Source organism: Pelagibacterium montanilacus (assembly GCF_003992665.1).
GTDB classification, from domain to species: Bacteria; Pseudomonadota; Alphaproteobacteria; order Rhizobiales; family Devosiaceae; genus Pelagibacterium; species Pelagibacterium montanilacus.
Genome location: NZ_RZMX01000047.1, coordinates 30,060 through 50,549, shown reverse-complemented (window position 1 = coordinate 50,549; position 20,490 = coordinate 30,060). Strand labels below are relative to the sequence as shown.

The following is a 20,490-nucleotide window of genomic DNA, read 5'->3' as shown; positions in this document are numbered from 1 at the left end:
GGTTGCGACCGGTAGCGCCGGGCGACGGTGTGCAGAAGCGAGATCAACTCGCTCTGGCGGTGGGTGCCGGTCTTGTAGAACAGGGCCTTGAGCTGGGTGCGCACGGTCTCGCTCGAGACCCCGTGCCGCTCTGCCGATTCCGTAAGGGTCATGCCCGAGGCCAGATCGAGGCCCAGTTGAGCCTCGCGCGGGCTCAGGCCGAATATTGCCGCGAGCACATCGCGGGCCGGCAGCGGCCTGTCGTCGAGATCGATGACCAGCACGATCAGCCGGGCGAACAGAAGCGGGCGATCGAACTCGCCGGGCACGGGCAGCATATCGACGAGCAGGGGCCGCTTGCCCTTGCGCGGAATGCGGAGCGGTGCGCCCGACTGCGGGCCTTCGGCCAGAGCCCGGGCAATCAGTTCGGTGAGAGCGGTTTGGATCTGTGGCCGGGTGGCGACCAGCCGGCGATCGAGCACCGAGAGGCCAGATCCCATAAGCGCCTCGGCGCGCCCGGTCATCTCGATCACCCGGCCGCCTCCATCGAGAAAGATCGCCGCCTCTCCCAGGGCCTCCAGCGTTTCGAAGCTGACCCGCCCGTGCGAGGAGCCGAGCCGCTCCGCGATGGTGACCGCGCGCGAAAGATGGGGCGCCAGGTGCCCGAACAGCGCCCGGTCATCCTCAGAAAACATCACCCCGCTCTCCCCCCGGAAAACCGACAACACGAAGGTCCTGTCGGCGGTGTCGAAGGTGATGCCGGCCCACCATTTCAGATCGTAGTGCCTGCAAAGATCATTCTGCATGGGAAGGCGTTCATGCTCGCCGGGCACGACGATGTCCTGCTCGAGGACGATGTTCTGGCCCTGATCGGTCAGGCCCCATCCCCGATCGGCACGGTAGTCGCGCATGTACCAGCCCTCGGCGACGAACCTGCTGGCGAACTCGTGCAGGTCGGCCGAAAACGGCAGGTGGATCGTATCCTCTGCGGCGACCCTTGGCACCGTGATGCCGGCCCGTGCACCGATGGAGGCGCAGAAGGTTTCGAGCGCGCTCTCCCAGCGGCTGCGGTCGTACCCGGCCATGTAAATGGCGTCGAGCGCGGACTGGACCTTGTCTGGAAGCATGCGCCCCTCCCCCTGCAATGCCGTTTCCCGGTCTTTGTCCCGAGACTGGCCATGCCAATATGGCCCGGGATAGTCGATGCGACAATCAAAATGGTAAATCTTCTATTTAACTGGGGAGGAAACCGTGATCGTGAAAATGGAGAGAAGGAGGAAGTTCGGTGAAGACTCAGGAAATCGGTTCACCCGTTCGGGTGATTGTTTTCGAGACTTCCTGACGTCTTGATGTTTACGGGCGCCCCTCCGGGCAAGGTTCGGCGAAGGCCGGTGAGTCGGGGCATGGCCACAGGGATCAAATGAAAGAGGGCAAGAGATGATGGGATTTGGACAGGCGCGCGCGCGATTGCTGGCGGGTGCGGGATTGGCGGCGCTGATGCTGTCGGGCTGCGCCACCACGGGCACGGGAAGCGGCGGGGGAGACGAGGAGCCTCCCGTCGCGCAGGCCGGCGGACTGGCAGCGACGGGGACGTCGGATGGCTCGAACGTGGAGTTCGTGGCCGGGGCCGGGAGTTCTGCGACGATATCTCTGGATGACGAGAATGACACCGTGACCATGGCTTTCTCTGATGGCGGTCTCGATGGCCGGACGATCATCTTTGAAGGTATTGACGGGAACAACGGCAAGGTCACCGCCGGACTCGACGGTCAAACCGGTCTGCAGGGCGATGAGAACTTTGGAACCGTGACGGCGCTGTTCGATGAGGCAAATGCATCCTTCGCCGGGGTCGTGGAACTGTACCGTGAGGAAGAGGGCGACATTTTCCCCGGCGATGCAGGCACAGCGATCGATGTCTACGCGCTCTATGGGGCCAGTCCTGTTTACACAGGCGAGCATACGGTCCCGCAGGATGACCAAGCGACATACGCAGGCTCCTTCCAGGGTTACGGCACCAACGGGACAGAGACCGGCAGTACGCCCGCCAGCATAGAAATCGTCGCCGACTTTGGTTCTGGCGGCGTGACCGGCAGCCTCACAAATATCGAGACCTATTACTGGGATGCTCAGGAGCAGGGAATTGTGAAGGGGCAGAATATAGACGATGTCGCGTTCGAAGGCACGATGAGCCAAGACAAACGGACATACGCCGGCACCAACGTGACCATTGGTGGTGAGGGTTCGGGGAGCTTTGAGGGTGCGTTCTACGGGTTGGATGCCGCGGAAACCGCGGGGGCATTGTTTGCCACCGATGGCACCAGCTCGGTTATCGGTGGCTTCCAGGCCGACAGGAACGATCCCTGACCGTGGCCACGCAGGAAGTCGACCGTACGATCAACAGGCGGGGGCGCTTGCGCTCCCGTCTCGTTGCGGCGGTGATCGGGCTCTGGGCGCTGGTCATGGCCGGAGCCCTGCCCGTCCGGGCGCAGTCCGAATTCGATGCCATACTGGCCCACATCAATGCGGGTCAGTATGGCGCCGCCCAGGCGGTTGCAGAAGAGGTCGCGGGCAACGAGACCGCCCGGGCGACCAATCTCGCGATGATCGCGGCGTTGATCGACAAGCGCGAGCGGCGGTTTGATCTGGCCGCGCGGCGCATGTCGGCCCTGCTCGACCTCTATCCGCACCATGTGCGCATCCGCCACGAATTGGCTCATACGCTTTTCCTGGCCGGCGACGACGAGCGCGCCCATCATCATTTCGAGATTCTCAAGGCCACGGTCCAGTCCGAGCGCCTGCGCGCGGTCTATGACCGCTTCATCGACGCGATCAGGGCCCGCCGGCCCTGGACGTTCGATGCTTCGTTCGGGCTCGCCCCGAGCAGCAACATCAACAACGGCACGCCTGGCGAGACCGTCATCATTGCCGGCATCCCGTTCCAGACCGAGAACAGCGCGCAGAGCGGGCTCGGGCTATCCTATGGGGTCTCGGGCACCTACAGGCACGATCTTGCGCCTCGTCTCGTTGCCAATCTGGGCGTGTCCCTGTCCGGCCAGAGCTACATCCAGTCCCATTACGATCAGCTCAACCTGCGCGGTCACGCCGAAATCGCCCGCGAGATCGCCGACTGGACCTTTGCCGTGGGGCTGGCCGGCGAGCGGGCCTTTTCGGGATGGGAAGGCTATTCCACCGGCGTGGGGCCCTATGTTTCGGCCAGCCAGCGCATGGGCCCGGGGGGTGCGTGGAGCGCCAGGGCATCGTGGATGGATCGTCGTCACGACACCGCCATAGCCTATGACGGCTGGGAGGCTCGGGCGTCGGTCGATTATCGCAGGATTCTGGACGCGCGCGTGTCGGTCTCGGTGGGCGCTTCGGTGGATCTGGTGCGCACCACGCGCGATTTCACCTCGTATGCGAGCATCAGCCCCAGGATATCGGCGGATTATCTCGTTTCCCCCGATCTGGTGCTCCATGGCCGGGCGAGCTATGAGCGCCGCGCCTATGATGGCAATTTCCCCCTCATGGGCACGCCGCGCGAGGACCACACTTTCGCGCTCGGGGCCGGCGCGACGCTGCGGGGACTGACGCTTGGCGATCTGGTGCCGCGTGTGAGTTACGACTTTCGCCACACCACCTCCAATGTCGGGCTCTACGAGCGCTCCAGCCATGATCTGGGCCTGACCTTCACCAGGCGTTTCTGACTCGGCACATCTTTTCGGCCCCGCGCGGTTTACATCGGCGAACGAGTCCCTAGATTAAGGGCACGAGGATCGTGTGCCGGACCAGTTCGTTATCGTGCGCGATCCATGAGTTGTGATCGGTCCAGAAATGGAAGGCCGTGCCACCGAAGGAGCGGGCCGCGGCGGTCACAAGGAAAACTCCAGAGAAAAGGACACAGCATGACCCAGGCAAAGCAAGGGGATACTGTGCGTATTCACTATACGGGCAGGCTGACCGACGGCACCCAGTTCGACACGTCCTCGGGGCGCGATCCCCTCGAGTTCACGCTCGGATCGGGCCAGATCATCCCCGGCCTCGACAATCAGGTTCAGGGCATGGCCGAAGGCGACAGCGCCACGGTGACCATTCCCGCAGATGACGCCTACGGCCAGCACCGGCCCGAAGGCGTTCAGTCCGTGCCCCGCGACCGGATCCCCGAAGGGGTCGATCTGAGCCCGGGCGCGCGCCTGCAGGCAACGGGCGGCGATGGCCGTGCCATGACGCTGACGGTCGTGGGCATCGACGAAGAGAACGTCACCGTCGACGCCAACCACCCCCTTGCGGGCAAGGATCTGGTCTTTGACGTCGAACTCGTCGAGGTCGTGCAGGCCTGACGATCCGTTAACATAGGATCGGTATCAAGATGCGAGGCGCTGCGGAGCCCCTGACGGGGTCCGTGGCGCTTTTTTTCGGGCAGAACGCCCCAAGGGGGGCGCTGGAGCGCGTCACGGCCTTCAGGGTCCCATATGCATCGCATGCACCAGTGATTAACCCATTTTGAAAAAGGCCGTGGGCTGGCGCGACTTTTTTGGCTGCCATTTGGTTTTCGTGAGGGTCATCGATGCCAGACTGGCAGTGCGGGGCCCATTTTTTGTGAATTGCTGGCATCGGGAACACATCAATGACCTTGACCATGGCATCGAGTCCTGGCTTTGCGCCTCGGGTGGCGGTTGCAGGGGCCGCGACGGCCAAGTGGGTGATCTACGACACGCTCGGAGCGGTCGAGCCGATCTGGCGCGAGCTGGAATCCCGTGCGGTCATGACGCCCTATCAGCGGTTCGACTGGATCGCTGCGTGCGTCGATGCCGGTCTGGCCAAGGGTGAAACGCTGGCCTTTCTCGTCATGAGCACAGCCGGGCGCCCCATCGCCATTCTGCCTTTGCAGATCGGAAGGGCGTTCGGCGGGCGCGTAGCCCGCGTTGTGGGCTGGTCGGTCAGCAATGGAGACGGGTTGATCTATGATCCGGCCCATGCCGCGTGCATCACGCCCGCCGCGATGGCCGAAGCGACACGGGCGCTTGCTGCCCATGGCCGGCATGCCGACATGCTCAGGTTTCACCACGTGGCCGCGGTCTGGGAAGGCCATGCCAATCCGCTGATGGCGCTGCCCCACACCGACGCGCCCAATTCGCTCTATGTGCGCTGCTTTGAAACCTCGGACGGCCCCTTCATCGAGCGGGAGTTGCCCCACAAACGCCGCACCAATATCCGCCGCTCCCAGCGCCGGCTCGAGGAGAGGTTCGGTATGCTCAGCCTGTGCCGGGCGAGGACCCCGGACGATGTCGAAGAAATCTACCGCAGATTCTCCGACCAGAGGGCGAAGCGATTTCATAAGATGGGGGTCGAGAACATTTTTGCCCGGCCCCATTTCGACAGACTCCTGCGCGGGGGGGCGCTCGAGGCGCTTGGGGGCAAGGATGCCGTGGTCACGCTCCACGCCCTTTACGGCGGAGACACGGTTCTGGCCACATCGGTGGGCGTGCGCACCCCGACACACTACTCCCAGTACATCAATTCCACCGCCGAAGGGGATGCGGCGAAATATTCGCTCATGGGCGTGCTGATGTCGCTTCTGATGGACGAGTTGCGCGCAGATGGCGTGGAGTGCGTGGACATGGGGCTGGGCGATTTCGACTACAAGACCGACTGGACCGAGGCGGTAGGGACCCACGATATCGTGCTGCCGGTCTCGGCACGCGGCCGCGTTCTCGCGCCCACGGTCTCCGCACTGCGCGCCGCCAAGCGCACCATAAAGGGCAATGCCCGTCTTTGGCGCGCGACGCGGGGCCTGCTCGCGGTCCGGACCCGTCTGCGTGCGCTGGCGGGTCGGTCGCGCTAAAGCGTGCATCCGAACGCGGCGTGATGGGTCAGAGGCCGATCACCGTCAGGATCACCCAGACCGCGACGGCGCCACCGAGCGGGGCGGCCAGCCGCAGCGTCCAGAGGTCGCCGGGGCGCGCCCGCGCTCCTGCCGTCAGCGCCAGCATGCTCACCACGCCGGCAACATAGATCGGCACGGCGACGGCCAGAGGGAAACCGATCACCGCAGAGGCGCCGATCACGGCAAAGGCAAAGCCGGCCAGAACCCCGGCCACTGCCAGCGCCACGAGGGCCGTGAATGGCAATTTGCTCACATGGCTACGCTCAGCCGGAACCGTTTCATGCGCACGAAACCCGTCCCGGGCGCCTCATGGGCGGGGATACCTTGGATGCCCGCACGGCCGGAAGGACGGCTTCTCCCCGCATATATCGAAGCCGGGCCGGGTCCGGCGGACCGGTGCACGCCGATCACCTCATTTCAGGGCCGTCGCGTCAAGCGCAATTCGCGCCGATCTATCGCGGTGCTGCCAGCGCGCCGGAAAGGCCCTGAGCGATGAGCGCGCGTGTTTCGTCCACGCCGTAAAGCGCAATGAACGAGCCGAAGCGCGGCCCCTGGTCCTGGCCCAGCAGCACCTGATAGAGCGCCTTGAACCAGTCGCGCAGATTGGGGAACGCAAAGCTCTTGCCGACCTCGTAAACGATGGTCTGGAGCGCCTCGGCATCGGTGGACCCCGAATGGGGCGCCAGCGCCTCATCGAGCGCGCGCAATGCATCAGCCTCCATGGGCTCGGGCGCCCGGAAAACCTTGGTGGGCTTGACGAAATCGGCAAAGTACCGGATTGCGAAGCCCACGAGCCGAGCCAGTTCGGGGTGGGTTTGAGGCGTCGCCCCGGGCACGTAGCGCTCGATAAAGCCCCAAAGGACGGACGCATCCTCGGCGTTGGCGGCGGAGACGAGGTTCAAAAGCAACGCGAAGGAGATCGGCAGATCATAGGCCGCGGGCCGTGCCGAATGGATGTGGAAGGCCGGGTTCTCCAGAAGCGCTGCGGCGTCCTGGTCCTGGGCTGCGGCCGCAAAGGCGTAATACTCGTCCACCGCCTTGGGGATGACGTCGAAATGCAGGCGCTTGGCCGCCCGCGGCTTCTGGAACATGAACAGCGACAGGCTTTCGGGATTGGCATAGGTCAGCCATTCCTCAATGGAAATCCCGTTGCCCTTGGACTTGGAGATCTTGGCGCCTTCCTTGTCCAGGAACAGCTCGTAGTTGAACCCCTCGGGCGGGTTGCCGCCGAGCGCCTTGACGATCCGGCTCGAGAGCTTGACGGAATCGATGAGGTCCTTGCCCGCCATTTCGTAGTCGACCCCAAGCGCATACCAGCGCAGGGCCCAGTCGGCCTTCCACTGGCACTTGACGTTCCCGCCGGTGACCGTGGTCTCGATCCGCTCGCCGGTTTCGGGATCGAGATACGCGATCCGGCCCGATGCAATGTCGCGTTCGATGAGCGGGACCTGCAGCACCTTGCCGGTGCGCGGGCAGATCGGCAGGAAGGGGGAATAGGTCGCGCGCCGCTCCTCGCCCAAGGTGGGCAGGATGATCTCCATGACATCGTCATAGACCTCGAGCATGCGCAACAGCGCCGCGTCGAACCGGCCCGAGCTGTAATAGTCCGAGGACGAAGCGAAGTCGTAATCAAAGCCGAAATCGTCCAGGAACGCCCTAAGCCGGGCATTGTTGTGCGCCGCAAAGCTCGCATGGGCACTGCCGAAGGGATTGGGTACCCGCGAGACCGGCAGGCCGATCGCCTTGGCCAGTTCTTCCTGCATGGGCACGTTGGTGGGCACCTTGCGCAGCCCGTCCATGTCGTCGGAAAACGAGATGAGGCTGGTGGGATAGCGGTCTTCGGTCAAAAGGCGGAACGCGGTGCGCACCATGGTGGTGCGCATGACTTCCCCGAAGGTGCCGATATGGGGAAGGCCCGAGGGGCCGTATCCGGTCTCGAACACCACGCTCTGCTGGCCTGTTTTCTCGACCCTCGCAACGACCTTGCGCGCCTCTTCGAATGGCCAGGCGCGGGCATCGGGCGCAGCGGCGACGGCTGCTGGATCGAGTGCGGGCAGGGTGCGGGACAAGGGGCCCATCCTTTTGCGATACGGTTATGTCCAAGGGGGATATGGTGGGCAGGTGTTGCACCATCGATGCGAAAAGGTCAATGCTGGCAGCCATCCCCTGCGACGACAGGGTTGTTGCGCGTTGCAGCGCGACTTTCTAGGCTGGCGCCGAACCTTTGCCAGGAATTTGCCAATGACGCTGTCTCCCACCGATGCCCTTGTCCATGTGATGGTCGTCGCCGCTGCATCCGACAAGGAGGTGACCGATCGCGAGATCGACCGGTTCGCCGCGCTGGTCGGCCGGTGGCCGATCTTTGAGAGCTTCGATCTCGAGCGGCTGCCGCTGGTGGCCAGCGAATGCGTGGATGCGCTCAACAAGGGCGGGCTCGATGCCCTGCTCGATGAAGTGGCCGGCGCGCTCGAGCCCCGGCTGCAGGAAACCGCCTACGCGCTGGCGGTCGAGATCGCGACGGTCGATCTCAAGCTCAACCAGGAAGAATTGCGCCTGCTCGAGATGCTTCGCGACGCCTTCTCGATCGACCGGCTGACCACGGCGGCCATCGAAACCTCCGCGCGTATCCGGCACCGCAGGCTCTGATTTCCCATTGATCGCTCAGTAAAACCCGACGGGGAACCACCGCAGGTAAAGCTCGTCCATGCGCCCCTCGCGCGCCAGCCGCTCGAGCGCCCAGTCGAGCGCGCGGCGCACATTGTCGAGCCCTGCGGGCACGGCGATCGAGAGCCCTGAGCCAAAAAGGTCGGGCCGGAAATAGGGCTCGCCCGCAAAGGCGCAGCAATCGGGGTTCTCGTTGAGCCAGAAGCTCGCGCGCATGCCGTCGGCAAAGACAGCATCGACGTCTCCGGAAGCGAGCGCATCTAGGGCCGCGAATTCGCTTTCGAACCGCTCGAGCTCGGCTGCGGGCAGGATGCGGGTGATCAGCGTATCGTGCACCGAGGCGCGCCGCACTCCGATCGGGCCGTCGGTCTGCGCGGGATCGAACGGCTCGGTGGCCTCCTCGGTCCGGGTCACAAACCGCGCGGGCAGTTGCAGATATACGCGCGAGAAATCGAACCGTTCGCCGGCCTGCCCGGTCATGGCAAGTCCCGCGATCAGCGCGTCTCCCTGATTGTCGGCGAGCGCATCCTGGACCTGGTCCCAGCTCCAGCTCTGGATGGTGCAGCGCGCAGATAGCCGCTGGCAGATCGCATTGGCCAGGTCGATATTGTAGCCCACCAGCTCGCCTTCGGCGTCCAGATAGTTGAAGGGCGGGAAATCGGCCGTGGTCAGGAACCGCAGGGCCGGCACCGAGGCGGGATCGAAGATCTCCTCGCGCCCGGAGGGGTCGACATGGGTGGGCAGGGCCTGTGCCGCAGCCAGCGCGGGAGAAAGCCCCGCGCAGACGATCAGCAGCAAACGAAGCGCCAGAGTCATCGCACGATATCCACAGTCAGCACTCGATGGTGAGGTCCTTATGGCCCAAGAGCCGGACAATTGATAGGCTCGGCGCCCTGGGGCCGCGAGGTGGGACGCGCACGGCGCGCTGGAGGCACATGGGGGATGCCGACGATATAGCTCTTTTGCGTGCGCTGACCGGCCACGGCCGGCTGAGCGCTGCCGACGCGCAGGCCGTGCTCGATCGGGCCCGGCGGATCGGGGTCGATCCCATAACCAGCCTTTCGCATCGCCTTGGCGCTGAACGCGTCCATCGCGGGATCGCCCATTACCTGGGCTGCGCCTATGGGGAGGCCCCGCTCCGGGACATAAAGGCACTGGCCGTGGGCCGGCCTGCCGAACTGCTGGGCGGCGTGCAGACCGCGCGCATGGATATGGCTGGAATCGAAGTGGTCGTGACCGCGCCCGGTCTGGCGCAGGTGAGAGCGCTCGCCCAACGCTTCGCCGCGCGGCGAGAGCTTGGCGCCATGACCTGCATCGCAACGCCCTCGGCCCTCAGCGCCGGGCTGGCTGCGGCCAACAGCGAAGCCATGCTCGAGCAGGGCGTTCACAGGCTGGCGCGGACCGTGCCGCTTCTGACCGCACATCTGGAACTCACGCTCGGCGCCCGCGCGACCCTTGTGGGCGCCATCGGGCTCGTTCTCGCAATCGTGTTTCTTTCCCCGCTCTGGCTGCAGGCCCTGCTTCTGCCCGCCGTGACCGCGATCCTCGCGGCGCCTTCGGCCTTCCGGATCTGGGCGCTGATCCGCTCGCAATTCGTGCGCCCGCTGGCCCCGGCTCAAGTCCTCGCGGATGCGGACCTGCCGGTCTATTCGGTGATGATTCCGCTGCGCGACGAGGCCAACATGGTCCCCCAGATCGCTCGCGCGATGCGCAGGCTCGATTATCCGGCCTTATGTATCAAACGCACCAAGGATATGGCTGTTTGTAACTGCTCGTGATGCTATTGTCACGCCATGACAAACGATCCCCAAGTTATCAACACCCTGCGCACCAAGGCATCCGAACTGGAGCGCCATATAGGCAAGCTGGAAAAGGCTCTGGCCCGCGCCAAAGCCGACCTGTCGCACATCAACGCCAGCATAACGCTGTTCAACGCACCAGCAGCCGGTGAGCAATTCCCGCTGCATTTCAACCTTGGCAGATTGTTCAAGGGGCGCGAGCTAGGCGCTCTATGCCGCGAAGCCCTCTCCGATGGCCCCAAGGACACGAGAGAGCTTGCTGCCTACGTGATCGCAGCGAAGGGACTTGATGCCGACGACAGGCTCCTGCGCAATTCCATACAGCTACGCATCGTCAACGCCATGAGGATGGCGGAGAAGCGCAGGACAGGGGTTGTCAGGCACGGCAAACGGGGGGCTGCTGTGGTGTGGGGGCTGGGAGGTTGCAATTAATTGCAAGCATACGGGGTATGACGTAGCCAGGAATATTTTTCTAGTTTTGAGTTATCCTGCCGACTCGCGCATATCGCTTGCCAGCGATATGCGTTGATCCCCGGGGAGTCAACTGCTATTTTGTGAACTAACCGGCTAGCCAGCCGTTCAGCATCATACCCACTCAAAGGAGGTTGCCAATGGCTATTAAGTCACATGCGTTTGGCCGTGTAACCCTCACTGAAAAAGACGCCAAAAAATTTGAAGCTCAGGTGACATATGGTCGGCCGAAAGCTGCGGCGCACGAAAGCGCCAAAAGAGGGGTTGAGTTGGCGAGGCGGCTTAAAGACTCTGGCGGCAAACTAACGTTCAGCATCCAGCCCGCTGAGTAGCGCTGTTGGGTGAAGTTGTTATACGGCATATCGAGCCCAGTGACCGCGTCACTGGGCTTTCTCTTGGGCACCCAGAGTTCGCTCCGCTGAAAGCCTATTTGAAGAAAGAGGCGAGGCGTCACCACGAACAGAGCCTAGCGCGGACATACGGCGTATATACGCCGCAAGATGATGGGAAAGTTAGAGCCTACATCACCCTGGTCGCAGGCGAAGTCGCGATAAAGGATGGCGACGAAGAACTCGTGGATGGTTTCAATTACAAGCACTATCCAGCGATAAAGATTGCCCGGCTGGCGGTAGATTCCGAGTTGCGAGGGATGGAATTGGGGCGGACGCTAGTGCGGCTTGCCATCGGCATAGCGAAGGATACCATCTGCCCAGCGATTGGATGCAGGTTCGTGGTTGTAGACGCGAAAAGGCTCTCGATTGGATTTTATGAGCGTTGCGGCTTTACGGCCATCGACACACAAGACAATCTGGCCAGATCGGAGCCGGTGATGTTCCTTGACCTCCACAAGCTAGAGGTAAATGGCGCCGCAGGTTGACTGCGTAAATCAAGCGGCCCGCTGCCAGTACCCCTTCCATGCGCGGCTAACCGGGTGTGCCATTGCGTTGGTGACAACCGCCATTGCGTTTGCGCCATTGTCGCGGCGGCGGTGATCCTCAAGCCATGCGGCATGGGCGCTGTACTGGTGCAGGTACTTGGGCGATACGCCATGGTGCTGGCCGGTGACCATGCGGCGGAGGCGCGAAAAGTAGCTTTCAACCGCGTTCGTGTTTGCGCCATCGGCTGAATATGCTTCGCTATGGTTGATGCGCCCGACAATCCAGCCATCGTGCAGGTGATCCCAGTGCGAGCCCTCGTCGGCAAAGACGGTGGTTGCCATGCGGCTTACAACGCGCTTGGCGATGGTGACGCCCTCGGCCTCGTGCATGGCAACGAAAGTGCGGGTGCGGCCCTGGCGCTCGCGGAGGGCGATAACAACGCGGCGGGTGCCGGTCTGGTGCTTGGCGAGGCGGCGGTCGATCCGGTCCTCTGCGAAGTTGGCAGGGCGGATATGGCCACCGAAGTAAGCACCGTCGATTTCGACTTCGCCCTGCAGTTCGCGGTCCTCAACCTCAGCAGCGAGAGCTTCACGCAGCTTGTGGGCCATCACGAATGCAGTCTTGTACTGGCAGTCCAGATCGCGGCTGAGCTGCAAAGCGCTGATGCCCTTCACTGCGTTGACGAAAATGCAGATAGCGGCCAGCAGGTCGACAAAATCCATTTTGCGGCTGGCAAAGATAGTGCCCGAAGTAACCGAGAACTGGGCATAGCAGGCCTTGCACTTGAACTTGCGGCGGGTGGTGATTTCGTAGGCCTCACAGCAACCACACTTAGGGCAAACCGGCTCGCCACCTTCCCAGCGCATTGCCTTGAACGTGTCGTAAGCCTTTTCCTCGCCGCCCTTGTAGATCTCGCGGAGCGAGAGGGTGCGGGCCTGTGCCGAAAGGAGGAAATGCTGTGCCATTTGTAACTATCTCCGATGCCTATGCATCGTATATAGTACGTTGACGTATCGTTGGCAAGGGCGTATGTCATCATTTGCGATACAAAATGCATTGCAGGTGATACATGGCAGAAAAGACCGACTGGGAAGCCAGAGCGGCGAACGTCCTCAAAGCGGAGCTAAAGCGTAAAGGCGTGACCTATGCGCAGCTTGCCGACAGGCTCGGGGATTTAGGCATAGACGAGCGAGAGGCCAATATCAGGAACAAGCTGAGCAGGGGTAAGTTTACCGCGGCGTTTTTGCTGCAATGCCTTGAAGCGATTGATGTTTCCAAGATTGACGTAACTAACTGAGATTCCTTGATTTTTGCCCGCCTGGGCATTATATTCAGTGCAAGGAAAGGAGATTGCGAATGGCCGTTAGTTCGTTTTCCGCTGCTCGTTCTCTCTGCGAAATGCGCGATTGGAACGTCACGAATCTTGAGCTCCAGAAAGTCCTGTACATTGCCCACATGATCCATCTGGGGGAAACAGGTACGCCTTTGATACGTGAAGGGTTTGAGGCGTGGGATTACGGCCCAGTTGAGCCCAACCTTTATCATCGAGCCAAATCATTCGGCAGCTCGCCAGTCAGGAACGTATTCCACTGGGAAAAGCCAGTTCCTAAGGGATCCACCTATGAGGGCGCCCTAGAAGAAGCTGATGAACTTACCCAAGGGATGAGTGCTAGCAAGTTGATCGCCGTGACCCACTGGGAGGAGGGGGCATGGTATAAGGTTTACGATCCTGAGCAGAGAGGCATCAAGATACCAGACCCGTTCATTATGCAAGAGTACCATGACCGATCAACCGACTGACCCGGAGCCTAAGGCCCCGCGGTTGAAGCTGGGCGCTGAACCGGACAAAAAAGATTGGGCTCTCGCTCAGCTTGAGCGAAGGACCGAAGGGCAGAGCGACAAGCATCTGGAAGAGCGTTTTATCTGGATTCTTGTATGCATCGTCCTGTTCGATGCATTCGTGTTCAGCTACATCGCCAATTGGGCGGGCGCCATCGTGATAGGCATAATTCAATTATTTGGCATTGTGGTGTTGGCTGAACGGTGCGGTGTGAATAGCGTTGTCCCTATTCTAGATCGAATAGGAGGATGGTTTGGAAAGAGCCATAATGGCGAATAGGCTTCTAATCTTCCGAGGGGAGGTCAATAACTTGATGGACGTGCGTCACACTATACGCATGGTTGCGTCCTGCAGATGATTGCTGGACGTTTACGTCCACTACAAAGCCTTTGTAATAGACGCTGTCATGGTCACGGATTTCCTCTTTAATTCTCTGCTCTGCTAGCTCGGAGCCGTACATAAGCGGTAGCGGCTTGCTTTGGATGTCGTTGATTACCACGAGTTCGCCAGACCGCTTGCCGACCTCAGCATTTTCGATATCGGTTCTTTTGAACGTCATCAGAACGCGGCTGTGATCAACGTTTTTTCGAGTATCCAGGGCGCGCTTTTGCCCCTCAATCGTGTTCAGGGCCTCGCGAGCCTGAGGCGCAGTAAACTCAACCTCTAGATGGTTTTCCCATCTACCCTCTTTGTAGACAATCCGGTGAACGCGGGCCGTGCCGTCTCTATCGTGGCCAACGGCACGGATCGTCTCCGCCATGTGCTTGATGTTGCTTTTGGTCGCGTCGGGAACAAATTTCCCAGAGCGCCAAGTTTCCAGCCTATAGCGGAACAGGTCAGTAAAGCCTTTGACGATGATAACGTCATCCATGAGGCCGATGATATCTCGGATTACGGGCACGAGATCAGCAATGATCGACCCGTGCCGAACCTCACGAACATAAAGCTGGGCAGACCCTTTTAGGTCAGGATGGTTTGTCGCGAGATACTCATCGAACTGGCTTCCGAGCCCGGCAAAGAATGCCGCAAAATCACTGATCTCGACAGGGTCGTCGAGATCAAGTGTGACCGTCAGATATGAATCTGTTTCCCCCATCGCCTCAGAATAGCTGACCCATTCCATTTGTCACTCACCTTCCCGACAGGGAGTAAACGGCCCGATGGGCTCTTGGTGCGTTTGATACATAAGGCCGCGATTATCCGGCCGAAAAGCTTGACGTGATGTTCGTGGTGGAAAGCGAAAGCCCGGCAACGATCGAGGCGGTGGAAGCCGAGTTGGGCGATGCGCGCTTCTCGCTGGTGGTGGTGCCGCGCAGGCCGCCGCTGACCAAGCCCAAGGCCCTCAATTTCGCGCTGCCGGTCGCCCGGGGCGAACTGGTGGTGGTGTTCGATGCCGAGGATGTCCCCGATCGCCAGCAATTGCGCAATGCGGCAAGCCTTTTCGCCCAGAGGCCCGATATCGATTGCCTTCAGGCCGAACTGCTGATCGCCAACGCCGACCGAAGCTGGACAGCCGCGCTTTTTGCCTCCGAGTATGCAGGCCATTTCGGTGTGCTGCTCCCCGCTGTGGCCCGCGCCGGACTTCCCGTGCCGCTGGGCGGCACCTCGAACCATCTGCGGCGTTCAGCGCTCGTCGAGGTCGGCGGCTGGGACGGGTTCAACGTCACCGAGGACGCCGATCTCGGGGTGCGGCTGGCCCGGTTCGGCAAGCGCACGGAGTGTTTTGCCGCATGGACGGTCGAGGAGGCGCCCGAGCGCGAGAAAGCCTGGCTCAAGCAGCGCACCCGCTGGATGAAGGGCTGGATGCAGACCTTCATCGTCCACAACCGCAGGCCAAGGCAGTTTCTTGCCGATATCGGCTGGCGCAATTTCCTCGCCTTCCAGATCTTTGTAGGCGGAATGTTCGTCTCGATCGGCATGCACGGGATATTCCTGGTCATGGTGCTGGCGCGCATGATCGCCAACCTCGTCTCGGACGGGATCGTCGATGCCTGGACCTACGCGCACCTCGTGACGCTCGTGCTCAGCTATATGGGGCCGGTGGCCGTCAGCGCCATCGGACTGGCGCGGGTGGGCCGGTCCGATCTCGCCCCATGGCTGGTGCTGATGCCGGTCTATTGGCTGATGGGCTGGGTGGCGGTGGCCCGGGCGGCGTTCGAATTGATCGTGCGGCCGTTCCATTGGGACAAGACGGCCCATTTCGGGCTCACCCTCGGCCCGGCAGACCCGGGCACGGGAAGACCGGCGTGGCGCTACTGGCTGGCCCAGAGTATGCGCGCGATCCAGTCGATTTCGGAGGGCCTGAAAAGACGCGGGGTGTGATCGGGATTGATCGAGCGCAGCTCGATCTGCTTTTCGGTCTTCCGGTGGAGGATTTTGGCCATGACCTCGCCCTCCTGGGTACGCACCACGACCCTGTCCCCCCGGCGGAGCTGCTCGGTGGGCGACACGATCAGCACGTCGCCGTCCCGGTAGAGCGGCTCCATGGACTCGCCCGTCACCTCGAGCGCATAGGCATTGCCGTCCCCCAGCCCGGGAAAGCGGACTTCGTCCCAGCCCTGGCCGACGGGGAAACCCGCTGCATCGAAATAGCCGCCCGATCCCGCCTGCGCAAAGCCCAGAAGCGGCACCGCCGCGCCGGGCGTTGCGGCGCCGGGCTGGGAATAGGCCCCGCCATTCGAGAGAAAACTGTCGAAGCTCTCATTAGTGGCTTCGAGCACTTTGGCGATGGACTCGGTGGAGGGCCAGCGCTCCCGCCCGTCCTTGCTCTTGCGTTTGGATGGGTTGAATGCGGTGGCGTCCAGCCCCGCGAGTCTGGCGAGACCGGAGGCCGACAAATGATGGCGCTCGGCGAGCGCATCGATTGACTGCCATATGGCGCGATGCGAAAGCATGACATCGTCCGTTCAGGAAATTAGTCTCGTCTCTGGAAACAAGTCCTAGACTCCTAGTGCGGACGAGGGCTGTTGTAAAGTGACGAACGCGCTTGGCAGAGGCCGGCCCACGTCCTAAACCCGGACCCGATCAAGGAGAGCATGGATGGCAGAGCCCATATACAAGATCGCCACCCGGACCGAATGGGACAGGGCGCGTGCACACGGAGCGCTCGAGGGCACCGCAGCGGACCGTGCGGACGGCTATATCCATTTCTCGACGCTGGCCCAGCTCAAGCCCACGCTCGACAAGCATTATCGCGGCCAGTCCGATCTCGTACTCGCCGTCGTCGATCCCGGGCGTCTGGGCACGGCGCTGCGCTGGGAGCCCGCGCGGGGCGGGGATCTGTTCCCGCACCTTTATGCGCCCATGCCCATGGGTGCGGTCATCGCGGAACGCACCATCGGCGCGGATGCGGACGGGCAATTCTCACTTCCGGAGGATATGGGATGATCTCGCGCCTCTTGAATCTGCCGGCCTTCAGCGGTCTCGCCCGCGACGCGCTTTCGCGCATGGAGCCCGAGACCGCGCACCGTACCACGATCAATGCCCTCTCGATGGGGCTGGCGCCGAAGGGCGCACCCGATCCCGCCGCGCTTGCGACGTCGCTGTGCGGGCTCAGCCTGTCCAATCCGCTGGGCATGGCCGCAGGCTTTGACAAGGATGCCCAGGTGCCCGAGGCGCTCGGGCGCATCGGCTTCGGCTTCGTCGAGGTCGGTACGCTCACCCCGAGGGCCCAGACCGGAAACCCCAGGCCGCGGGTGTTCCGCATCCCCGAGGCGGGGGGCGTGATCAATCGGCTCGGGTTCAACAATCAGGGCCATGCGGCGGCCATGGCCCGGCTCGCTGGACGGAGGGACGGGACGGTCCTGGGGGTCAATATCGGCGCCAACAAGGACAGCGCCGATTTCGTCGCCGACTATGTGCAGGGTGTCGTCGCTTTCTCCCCGCTGGCCGATTATCTCACCGCCAACATCTCCTCGCCCAACACCCCCGGCCTGCGCGATCTCCAGACCGATGCCGCGCTCGAACGGCTGCTCGGCGCGCTGGTCGAGACGCGGGCCGCCCAGCCCCGCCAGGTCCCGATCCTGCTCAAGATCGCACCCGATCTCGAGGAGGCCCAGATGGACGCGATCGCAAGGGTGGTGGCGCAAAGCGGCATCGACGGGCTGATCGTCTCCAACACCACGCTCTCGCGCGATACGGTCGCCGGGCTCGCAGGGTCCGAAGAGGCAGGGGGATTGTCCGGGCGCCCGCTCTTTGCGCTCTCGACCCAGCGCCTCGCCCAGATGCGCCAGAGGCTCGGGCCCGATTTCCCCATCGTGGGGGTCGGCGGGATCGATTCGGCCCAGACCGCGCTCGCCAAGATCGAAGCGGGCGCCAATGTCATCCAGCTCTATTCGGGCCTCACCTACAAGGGGCTGGGCCTCGTCGGTGAGATCAAGGCCGGGCTGGCCCGTGCCGTTGCCGACCGCGGGGCGGGATCGCTCGCGGAGCTGACCGGGATAGGCAGCGCAGACTGGGCCGAGGGCCGGGCTAGGGCGTGAACAGTCGCGGCAGTTCCCGCCTGATCGCCCAGGCGTAATAGAACGCCCGCCCGATCAAGAGGACATGGAGCGCGATCCACAGGCCCCAGAGCCCGAGGATCGGCTGGAGAATGATCGCGACGGCGAGATAGACGAGCAGCGAGACCACCATGCCGTTGCGCATGGTGCCGTTGAGCGTCGCCCCGATCATCAGCCCGTCATAGACGAAGGCCGGCATGCCCGTGAGCGGGGTGAGCGCCGCCATGACCAGATAGACCCGTGCCATTTCGCGTACGTCGGGGTTGGTGGTCATGATGTCGATGGCCAGCCAGCCCATGGACATCAGCACCGCGCTCAACGCCCCCGCGATCGCCAGCCCCCAGAGCAGCGAAAGCCGGGTCGCCTTCTCGAAGGCCGGCCGCCAGTTGGCCCCCACGGCCCGGCCGCACAATTGCTCGGTGGCCGTGGCCAGCCCGTCCAGAAAGAACGCCGAAATGGAAAAAAGCTGCAAGAGGACGGCATTGGCCGCCAGTTCGACCTCGCCCATGCGCGCGCCCTGCGCCGAGAAATAGGCAAACGCGCTCATGAGCGCCGCCGACCGGATGATCAGGTCCCGGCTGATCGAGAACATGCGCACCAGGGCACTGGCGTCCAGAAGCGCGGGAAGAGGGGTGCGGTCCAGAATCGGCCCCAGCCCGCCATAATGGCGCAGCACCAGCCAGAGCCCGGCGAGACACGCCACGACCTGCCCGGCGACCGTCGCCGCCGCCACGCCCACAACGCCCCAGTCGAGCACGAGCACCAGAAGGATGCTCAGGGCGATGTTGATCGCATTGATGATGATCTGGAGCGCCATGCCGACAAGGGCGCGGGCCCGGCCGTAAAACCAGCCCAGCAGAACGAAATTGATGAGAACGAACGGGGTCGACCACATGCGGACCAGAAAATAGTCGGTAAACGCGGCTCGCGACGCCGGGGGCGGGGCGAGCACCAGCGAAAAGAAGGCGTGCAGCGGCCCTGAGAGCGCCACGAGAAGCACCCCGAGTATGACGGCCACGAGAAGGGCACGCACGAGATGGAGCAGTCCCTCGTCCGGATCGCGCGCGCCCACGGCCTGGGACACCAGCCCCACGGTGCCGAACCGCAGGAAGAAGGAAAGCGCAAAGAGCACCGAGAACGAGACCGCGCCCAGCGCCAGCCCGCCCAAAAGCCCCGCGTCACCGAGCTGGCCGATGACCGCGGTATCGATCAGCCCGGCGAGCGGTTCGGTGATGAAGGCGAGCGATGCGGGCACCGCGATGGCCCACACGTCCCTGTGGCCCACGGTGAAGGGGTGCTGGGGCCGGTCCAAGGCGGATATCTACCCCTCGAACGCGTCGCGCTTGAGAACGACCGGGCGCGAGGGCACCTGACAGACCGGCATGATCTCGATCAGATTCACGTTCACATGGGCCGGAAGGGTCGCAAGCCACCAGACCGTGCCCGCGATGTCCTCGGGCAGGAGCGGGTCGTTGTCCGCATACATGGTCTCATTGGCCTCGAAATCCCCGCCCGTGCGCACGGCGGTGAACTCGGATTTCGCGTGGCCCGGCTCGAGCGAGGTGATGCGGATGCCCGTGCCGGCGAGATCGGTGCGCAAATTCATGGAGAACTGGTGCACGAAGGCCTTGGTGCCGCCATAGACATTGCCCCCCACATAGGCGAAGCGCTGGGCGATCGAGCCCACATTGATGATCGAGGCGCCCTTGCCCACCTCGCGCAGCAGCGGCAGCACCGCGAGCGTGGTGTGCAAAAGCCCCATGACATTGGTCTCGATCATGGTGCGCCACTGGTCGGTGTCGATCTCGGGGATCGCACCGGTTCCTAGCGCCAGCCCGCCATTGTTGAAAAGGCAGGTTATGGGCCGGAACGCCTCGGGAAGTCCGGCGACGGCGGCCTCGATGCTCTCGCGGACGGTGAGGTCCATGGTCACGGGATGCACCTGTCCGGGAAATTCGGCGGCGAGCTTTTCGAGCCGTTCGGTCCGCCGGCCCGTCGCCACCACGTTCCAGCCATTGGAGGCGAACAGTCGTGCGGTGGCCGCGCCAAAGCCGGATGTCGCGCCGGTGATGAAGATGACAGGTGCCATTGAGTCCAGTCCGGTGGTCTTGAGGAAATCAGCGGCGGCCGGAGGCGAGGATGCGCGCCACCAGCCAGATGGGAATGACGATGATCGCGCCGGCCAGAACATAGCCAAACAGGTTATCGAACACTTCAAAGCCGTTCTCGAAGATGTCGCGGAACAGCCTCTCGGCGGAAGCGACAATGTCGCGCGGGCTTATTCCGAAAATCGACATCAGGAAGCCGACGAGCAGGCTCATGACGATCAGCCTGACCGCCACTCCGCCGGGTGAGCCGCCCAGAAACGCGCGCATGGTGCTGCCTCTTTCCCTTGGCTCACGGTTGTCGATAGTGTCAGGCATGACGTTTCCTTTCGCAGCGATTCCGCGCCCCGTGCCCAATGCTATGCCACATCCTA

At 62.9% G+C, this 20,490-nt stretch carries 24 protein-coding genes and 1 pseudogene; 15 read left to right on the top strand and 10 right to left on the bottom strand.

The window, feature by feature from the left end:
* Window positions 1-1,106 (bottom strand): helix-turn-helix transcriptional regulator (locus EO136_RS13470; protein WP_164730601.1); only part of this gene is annotated, 1,106 nt, incomplete at its 3' end.
* A gap of 310 nt (window positions 1,107-1,416) precedes the next feature.
* Between EO136_RS13470 and EO136_RS13465 the strand changes: the two genes are divergently transcribed.
* The 4 genes from EO136_RS13465 (at window position 1,417) to EO136_RS13450 (ending at window position 5,818) form a co-directional block, all read left to right on the top strand.
* Window positions 1,417-2,343, top strand: coding sequence for a transferrin-binding protein-like solute binding protein (locus EO136_RS13465; RefSeq protein WP_127144930.1), 927 nt, complete (start codon window positions 1,417-1,419; stop codon window positions 2,341-2,343).
* Window positions 2,344-2,345: 2 nt separating this feature from the next.
* On the top strand, window positions 2,346-3,680 hold the full coding sequence (locus EO136_RS13460) for a surface lipoprotein assembly modifier (RefSeq protein ID WP_127144929.1): 1,335 nt from the start codon (window positions 2,346-2,348) through the stop codon (window positions 3,678-3,680).
* Between the two features lie 198 nt (window positions 3,681-3,878).
* Window positions 3,879-4,313, top strand: coding sequence for an FKBP-type peptidyl-prolyl cis-trans isomerase (locus EO136_RS13455; RefSeq protein ID WP_127144928.1), 435 nt, complete (start codon window positions 3,879-3,881; stop codon window positions 4,311-4,313).
* A 299-nt stretch (window positions 4,314-4,612) separates the two neighbouring features.
* The gene (locus tag EO136_RS13450) at window positions 4,613-5,818 is read left to right on the top strand and encodes a GNAT family N-acetyltransferase (RefSeq protein WP_164730600.1); all 1,206 of its coding nucleotides are present in this window, start codon (window positions 4,613-4,615) and stop codon (window positions 5,816-5,818) included.
* 28 nt (window positions 5,819-5,846) lie between these two features.
* Here EO136_RS13450 and EO136_RS13445 read toward each other — a convergent pair whose 3' ends face one another.
* Window positions 5,847-6,113 carry a hypothetical protein gene (locus EO136_RS13445; protein WP_127144926.1) on the bottom strand — a complete coding sequence of 89 codons (267 nt, stop codon included), beginning with the start codon at window positions 6,111-6,113 and terminating at the stop codon, window positions 5,847-5,849.
* A gap of 199 nt (window positions 6,114-6,312) precedes the next feature.
* Entirely contained in the window at window positions 6,313-7,938 is a 1,626-nt protein-coding gene (locus EO136_RS13440; RefSeq protein ID WP_127144925.1) for a lysine--tRNA ligase, read from the bottom strand.
* Between the two features lie 163 nt (window positions 7,939-8,101).
* On the opposite strand from EO136_RS13440, the gene EO136_RS13435 reads away from it, so the two are divergent.
* A complete protein-coding gene (locus tag EO136_RS13435; protein ID WP_127144924.1) occupies window positions 8,102-8,506 on the top strand; it encodes a tellurite resistance TerB family protein in 405 nt (134 codons plus the stop codon).
* Between the two features lie 15 nt (window positions 8,507-8,521).
* On the opposite strand, the gene EO136_RS13430 is transcribed toward EO136_RS13435, so the two are convergent.
* Window positions 8,522-9,340 (bottom strand): transporter substrate-binding domain-containing protein, encoded by an 819-nt coding sequence (locus EO136_RS13430; RefSeq protein WP_127144923.1) that lies wholly within the window; start codon window positions 9,338-9,340, stop codon window positions 8,522-8,524.
* Window positions 9,341-9,459: 119 nt separating this feature from the next.
* Here EO136_RS13430 and EO136_RS13425 point away from each other — a divergent pair, with 119 nt between their 5' ends.
* From EO136_RS13425 to EO136_RS13410, 4 genes are all read left to right on the top strand, one after another.
* The gene (locus tag EO136_RS13425) at window positions 9,460-10,302 is read left to right on the top strand and encodes a hypothetical protein (RefSeq protein WP_127144922.1); all 843 of its coding nucleotides are present in this window, start codon (window positions 9,460-9,462) and stop codon (window positions 10,300-10,302) included.
* A 15-nt stretch (window positions 10,303-10,317) separates the two neighbouring features.
* A complete protein-coding gene (locus tag EO136_RS13420; protein ID WP_127144921.1) occupies window positions 10,318-10,755 on the top strand; it encodes a hypothetical protein in 438 nt (145 codons plus the stop codon).
* Window positions 10,756-10,934: 179 nt separating this feature from the next.
* The gene (locus EO136_RS13415; RefSeq protein ID WP_127144920.1) at window positions 10,935-11,126 is read left to right on the top strand and encodes a hypothetical protein; all 192 of its coding nucleotides are present in this window, start codon (window positions 10,935-10,937) and stop codon (window positions 11,124-11,126) included.
* Window positions 11,127-11,131: 5 nt separating this feature from the next.
* Window positions 11,132-11,671, top strand: coding sequence for a GNAT family N-acetyltransferase (locus EO136_RS13410; RefSeq protein ID WP_164730599.1), 540 nt, complete (start codon window positions 11,132-11,134; stop codon window positions 11,669-11,671).
* Between the two features lie 9 nt (window positions 11,672-11,680).
* Here the strand turns inward: EO136_RS13410 and EO136_RS13405 are convergent, their stop codons facing one another.
* Window positions 11,681-12,637: an IS1595 family transposase gene (locus EO136_RS13405; RefSeq protein ID WP_127144918.1), complete on the bottom strand. Its 957-nt coding sequence runs from the start codon at window positions 12,635-12,637 to the stop codon at window positions 11,681-11,683.
* Window positions 12,638-12,741: 104 nt separating this feature from the next.
* Here EO136_RS13405 and EO136_RS13400 point away from each other — a divergent pair, with 104 nt between their 5' ends.
* From EO136_RS13400 to EO136_RS13390, 3 genes are read left to right on the top strand one after another with little or no spacing between them, the layout of a single operon-like run.
* Window positions 12,742-12,969: a DUF6471 domain-containing protein gene (locus EO136_RS13400; RefSeq protein WP_127144917.1), complete on the top strand. Its 228-nt coding sequence runs from the start codon at window positions 12,742-12,744 to the stop codon at window positions 12,967-12,969.
* A 59-nt stretch (window positions 12,970-13,028) separates the two neighbouring features.
* The gene (locus EO136_RS13395) at window positions 13,029-13,472 is read left to right on the top strand and encodes a Panacea domain-containing protein (RefSeq protein ID WP_127144916.1); all 444 of its coding nucleotides are present in this window, start codon (window positions 13,029-13,031) and stop codon (window positions 13,470-13,472) included.
* The gene (locus tag EO136_RS13390) at window positions 13,453-13,791 is read left to right on the top strand and encodes a hypothetical protein (RefSeq protein ID WP_127144915.1); all 339 of its coding nucleotides are present in this window, start codon (window positions 13,453-13,455) and stop codon (window positions 13,789-13,791) included. Before EO136_RS13395 ends, EO136_RS13390 begins: the two co-directional genes overlap by 20 nt.
* Window positions 13,792-13,795: 4 nt before the next feature.
* Here the strand turns inward: EO136_RS13390 and EO136_RS13385 are convergent, their stop codons facing one another.
* A complete protein-coding gene (locus EO136_RS13385; RefSeq protein ID WP_127144914.1) occupies window positions 13,796-14,635 on the bottom strand; it encodes a hypothetical protein in 840 nt (279 codons plus the stop codon).
* Between the two features lie 86 nt (window positions 14,636-14,721).
* Here EO136_RS13385 and EO136_RS13380 point away from each other — a divergent pair.
* A pseudogene (locus tag EO136_RS13380) lies at window positions 14,722-15,834 on the top strand (glycosyltransferase family 2 protein); the annotation flags it as partial.
* On the opposite strand, the gene EO136_RS13375 reads toward EO136_RS13380, so the two are convergent.
* Window positions 15,765-16,406 (bottom strand): S24 family peptidase, encoded by a 642-nt coding sequence (locus EO136_RS13375; protein ID WP_127144912.1) that lies wholly within the window; start codon window positions 16,404-16,406, stop codon window positions 15,765-15,767. The pseudogene EO136_RS13380 and the gene EO136_RS13375 overlap by 70 nt on opposite strands.
* A 145-nt stretch (window positions 16,407-16,551) precedes the next feature.
* Here EO136_RS13375 and EO136_RS13370 point away from each other — a divergent pair, with 145 nt between their 5' ends.
* Together EO136_RS13370 and EO136_RS13365 are read left to right on the top strand one after the other, a co-directional pair.
* On the top strand, window positions 16,552-16,899 hold the full coding sequence (locus EO136_RS13370) for a DUF952 domain-containing protein (RefSeq protein WP_127144911.1): 348 nt from the start codon (window positions 16,552-16,554) through the stop codon (window positions 16,897-16,899).
* A complete protein-coding gene (locus EO136_RS13365) occupies window positions 16,896-17,993 on the top strand; it encodes a quinone-dependent dihydroorotate dehydrogenase (RefSeq protein WP_127144910.1) in 1,098 nt (365 codons plus the stop codon). Before EO136_RS13370 ends, EO136_RS13365 begins: the two co-directional genes overlap by 4 nt.
* Here the strand turns inward: EO136_RS13365 and EO136_RS13360 are convergent.
* The 3 genes from EO136_RS13360 to EO136_RS13350 are packed head-to-tail and all read right to left on the bottom strand — an operon-like array spanning window position 17,983 to window position 20,434.
* Entirely contained in the window at window positions 17,983-19,323 is a 1,341-nt protein-coding gene (locus EO136_RS13360) for an MATE family efflux transporter (RefSeq protein WP_164730598.1), read from the bottom strand. The genes EO136_RS13365 and EO136_RS13360 overlap by 11 nt on opposite strands.
* 9 nt (window positions 19,324-19,332) lie before the next feature.
* Window positions 19,333-20,100, bottom strand: a complete 768-nt coding sequence (locus EO136_RS13355; RefSeq protein ID WP_127144908.1) for an SDR family NAD(P)-dependent oxidoreductase — start codon at window positions 20,098-20,100, stop codon at window positions 19,333-19,335.
* A 28-nt stretch (window positions 20,101-20,128) separates the two neighbouring features.
* A complete protein-coding gene (locus tag EO136_RS13350) occupies window positions 20,129-20,434 on the bottom strand; it encodes a DUF6460 domain-containing protein (protein ID WP_246018376.1) in 306 nt (101 codons plus the stop codon).
* Between the last annotated feature and the right edge of the window lie 56 nt (window positions 20,435-20,490).

What these genes read in the sequence shown, in the direction of transcription:
- EO136_RS13465 (WP_127144930.1), top strand. Translation starts at nt 1,417, where the DNA reads ATGATGGGATTTGGACAGGCGCGCGCGCGATTGCTGGCGGGTGCGGGA.
- EO136_RS13455 (WP_127144928.1), top strand. Translation starts at nt 3,879, where the DNA reads ATGACCCAGGCAAAGCAAGGGGATACTGTGCGTATTCACTATACGGGC.
- EO136_RS13450 (WP_164730600.1), top strand. Translation starts at nt 4,613, where the DNA reads ATGGCATCGAGTCCTGGCTTTGCGCCTCGGGTGGCGGTTGCAGGGGCC.
- EO136_RS13440 (WP_127144925.1), bottom strand. Translation starts at nt 7,938, where the DNA reads ATGGGCCCCTTGTCCCGCACCCTGCCCGCACTCGATCCAGCAGCCGTC.
- EO136_RS13435 (WP_127144924.1), top strand. Translation starts at nt 8,102, where the DNA reads ATGACGCTGTCTCCCACCGATGCCCTTGTCCATGTGATGGTCGTCGCC.
- EO136_RS13430 (WP_127144923.1), bottom strand. Translation starts at nt 9,340, where the DNA reads ATGACTCTGGCGCTTCGTTTGCTGCTGATCGTCTGCGCGGGGCTTTCT.
- EO136_RS13425 (WP_127144922.1), top strand. Translation starts at nt 9,460, where the DNA reads ATGGGGGATGCCGACGATATAGCTCTTTTGCGTGCGCTGACCGGCCAC.
- EO136_RS13420 (WP_127144921.1), top strand. Translation starts at nt 10,318, where the DNA reads ATGACAAACGATCCCCAAGTTATCAACACCCTGCGCACCAAGGCATCC.
- EO136_RS13415 (WP_127144920.1), top strand. Translation starts at nt 10,935, where the DNA reads ATGGCTATTAAGTCACATGCGTTTGGCCGTGTAACCCTCACTGAAAAA.
- EO136_RS13405 (WP_127144918.1), bottom strand. Translation starts at nt 12,637, where the DNA reads ATGGCACAGCATTTCCTCCTTTCGGCACAGGCCCGCACCCTCTCGCTC.
- EO136_RS13400 (WP_127144917.1), top strand. Translation starts at nt 12,742, where the DNA reads ATGGCAGAAAAGACCGACTGGGAAGCCAGAGCGGCGAACGTCCTCAAA.
- EO136_RS13395 (WP_127144916.1), top strand. Translation starts at nt 13,029, where the DNA reads ATGGCCGTTAGTTCGTTTTCCGCTGCTCGTTCTCTCTGCGAAATGCGC.
- EO136_RS13390 (WP_127144915.1), top strand. Translation starts at nt 13,453, where the DNA reads ATGACCGATCAACCGACTGACCCGGAGCCTAAGGCCCCGCGGTTGAAG.
- EO136_RS13385 (WP_127144914.1), bottom strand. Translation starts at nt 14,635, where the DNA reads ATGGAATGGGTCAGCTATTCTGAGGCGATGGGGGAAACAGATTCATAT.
- EO136_RS13375 (WP_127144912.1), bottom strand. Translation starts at nt 16,406, where the DNA reads ATGCTTTCGCATCGCGCCATATGGCAGTCAATCGATGCGCTCGCCGAG.
- EO136_RS13370 (WP_127144911.1), top strand. Translation starts at nt 16,552, where the DNA reads ATGGCAGAGCCCATATACAAGATCGCCACCCGGACCGAATGGGACAGG.
- EO136_RS13365 (WP_127144910.1), top strand. Translation starts at nt 16,896, where the DNA reads ATGATCTCGCGCCTCTTGAATCTGCCGGCCTTCAGCGGTCTCGCCCGC.
- EO136_RS13355 (WP_127144908.1), bottom strand. Translation starts at nt 20,100, where the DNA reads ATGGCACCTGTCATCTTCATCACCGGCGCGACATCCGGCTTTGGCGCG.
- EO136_RS13350 (WP_246018376.1), bottom strand. Translation starts at nt 20,434, where the DNA reads ATGCCTGACACTATCGACAACCGTGAGCCAAGGGAAAGAGGCAGCACC.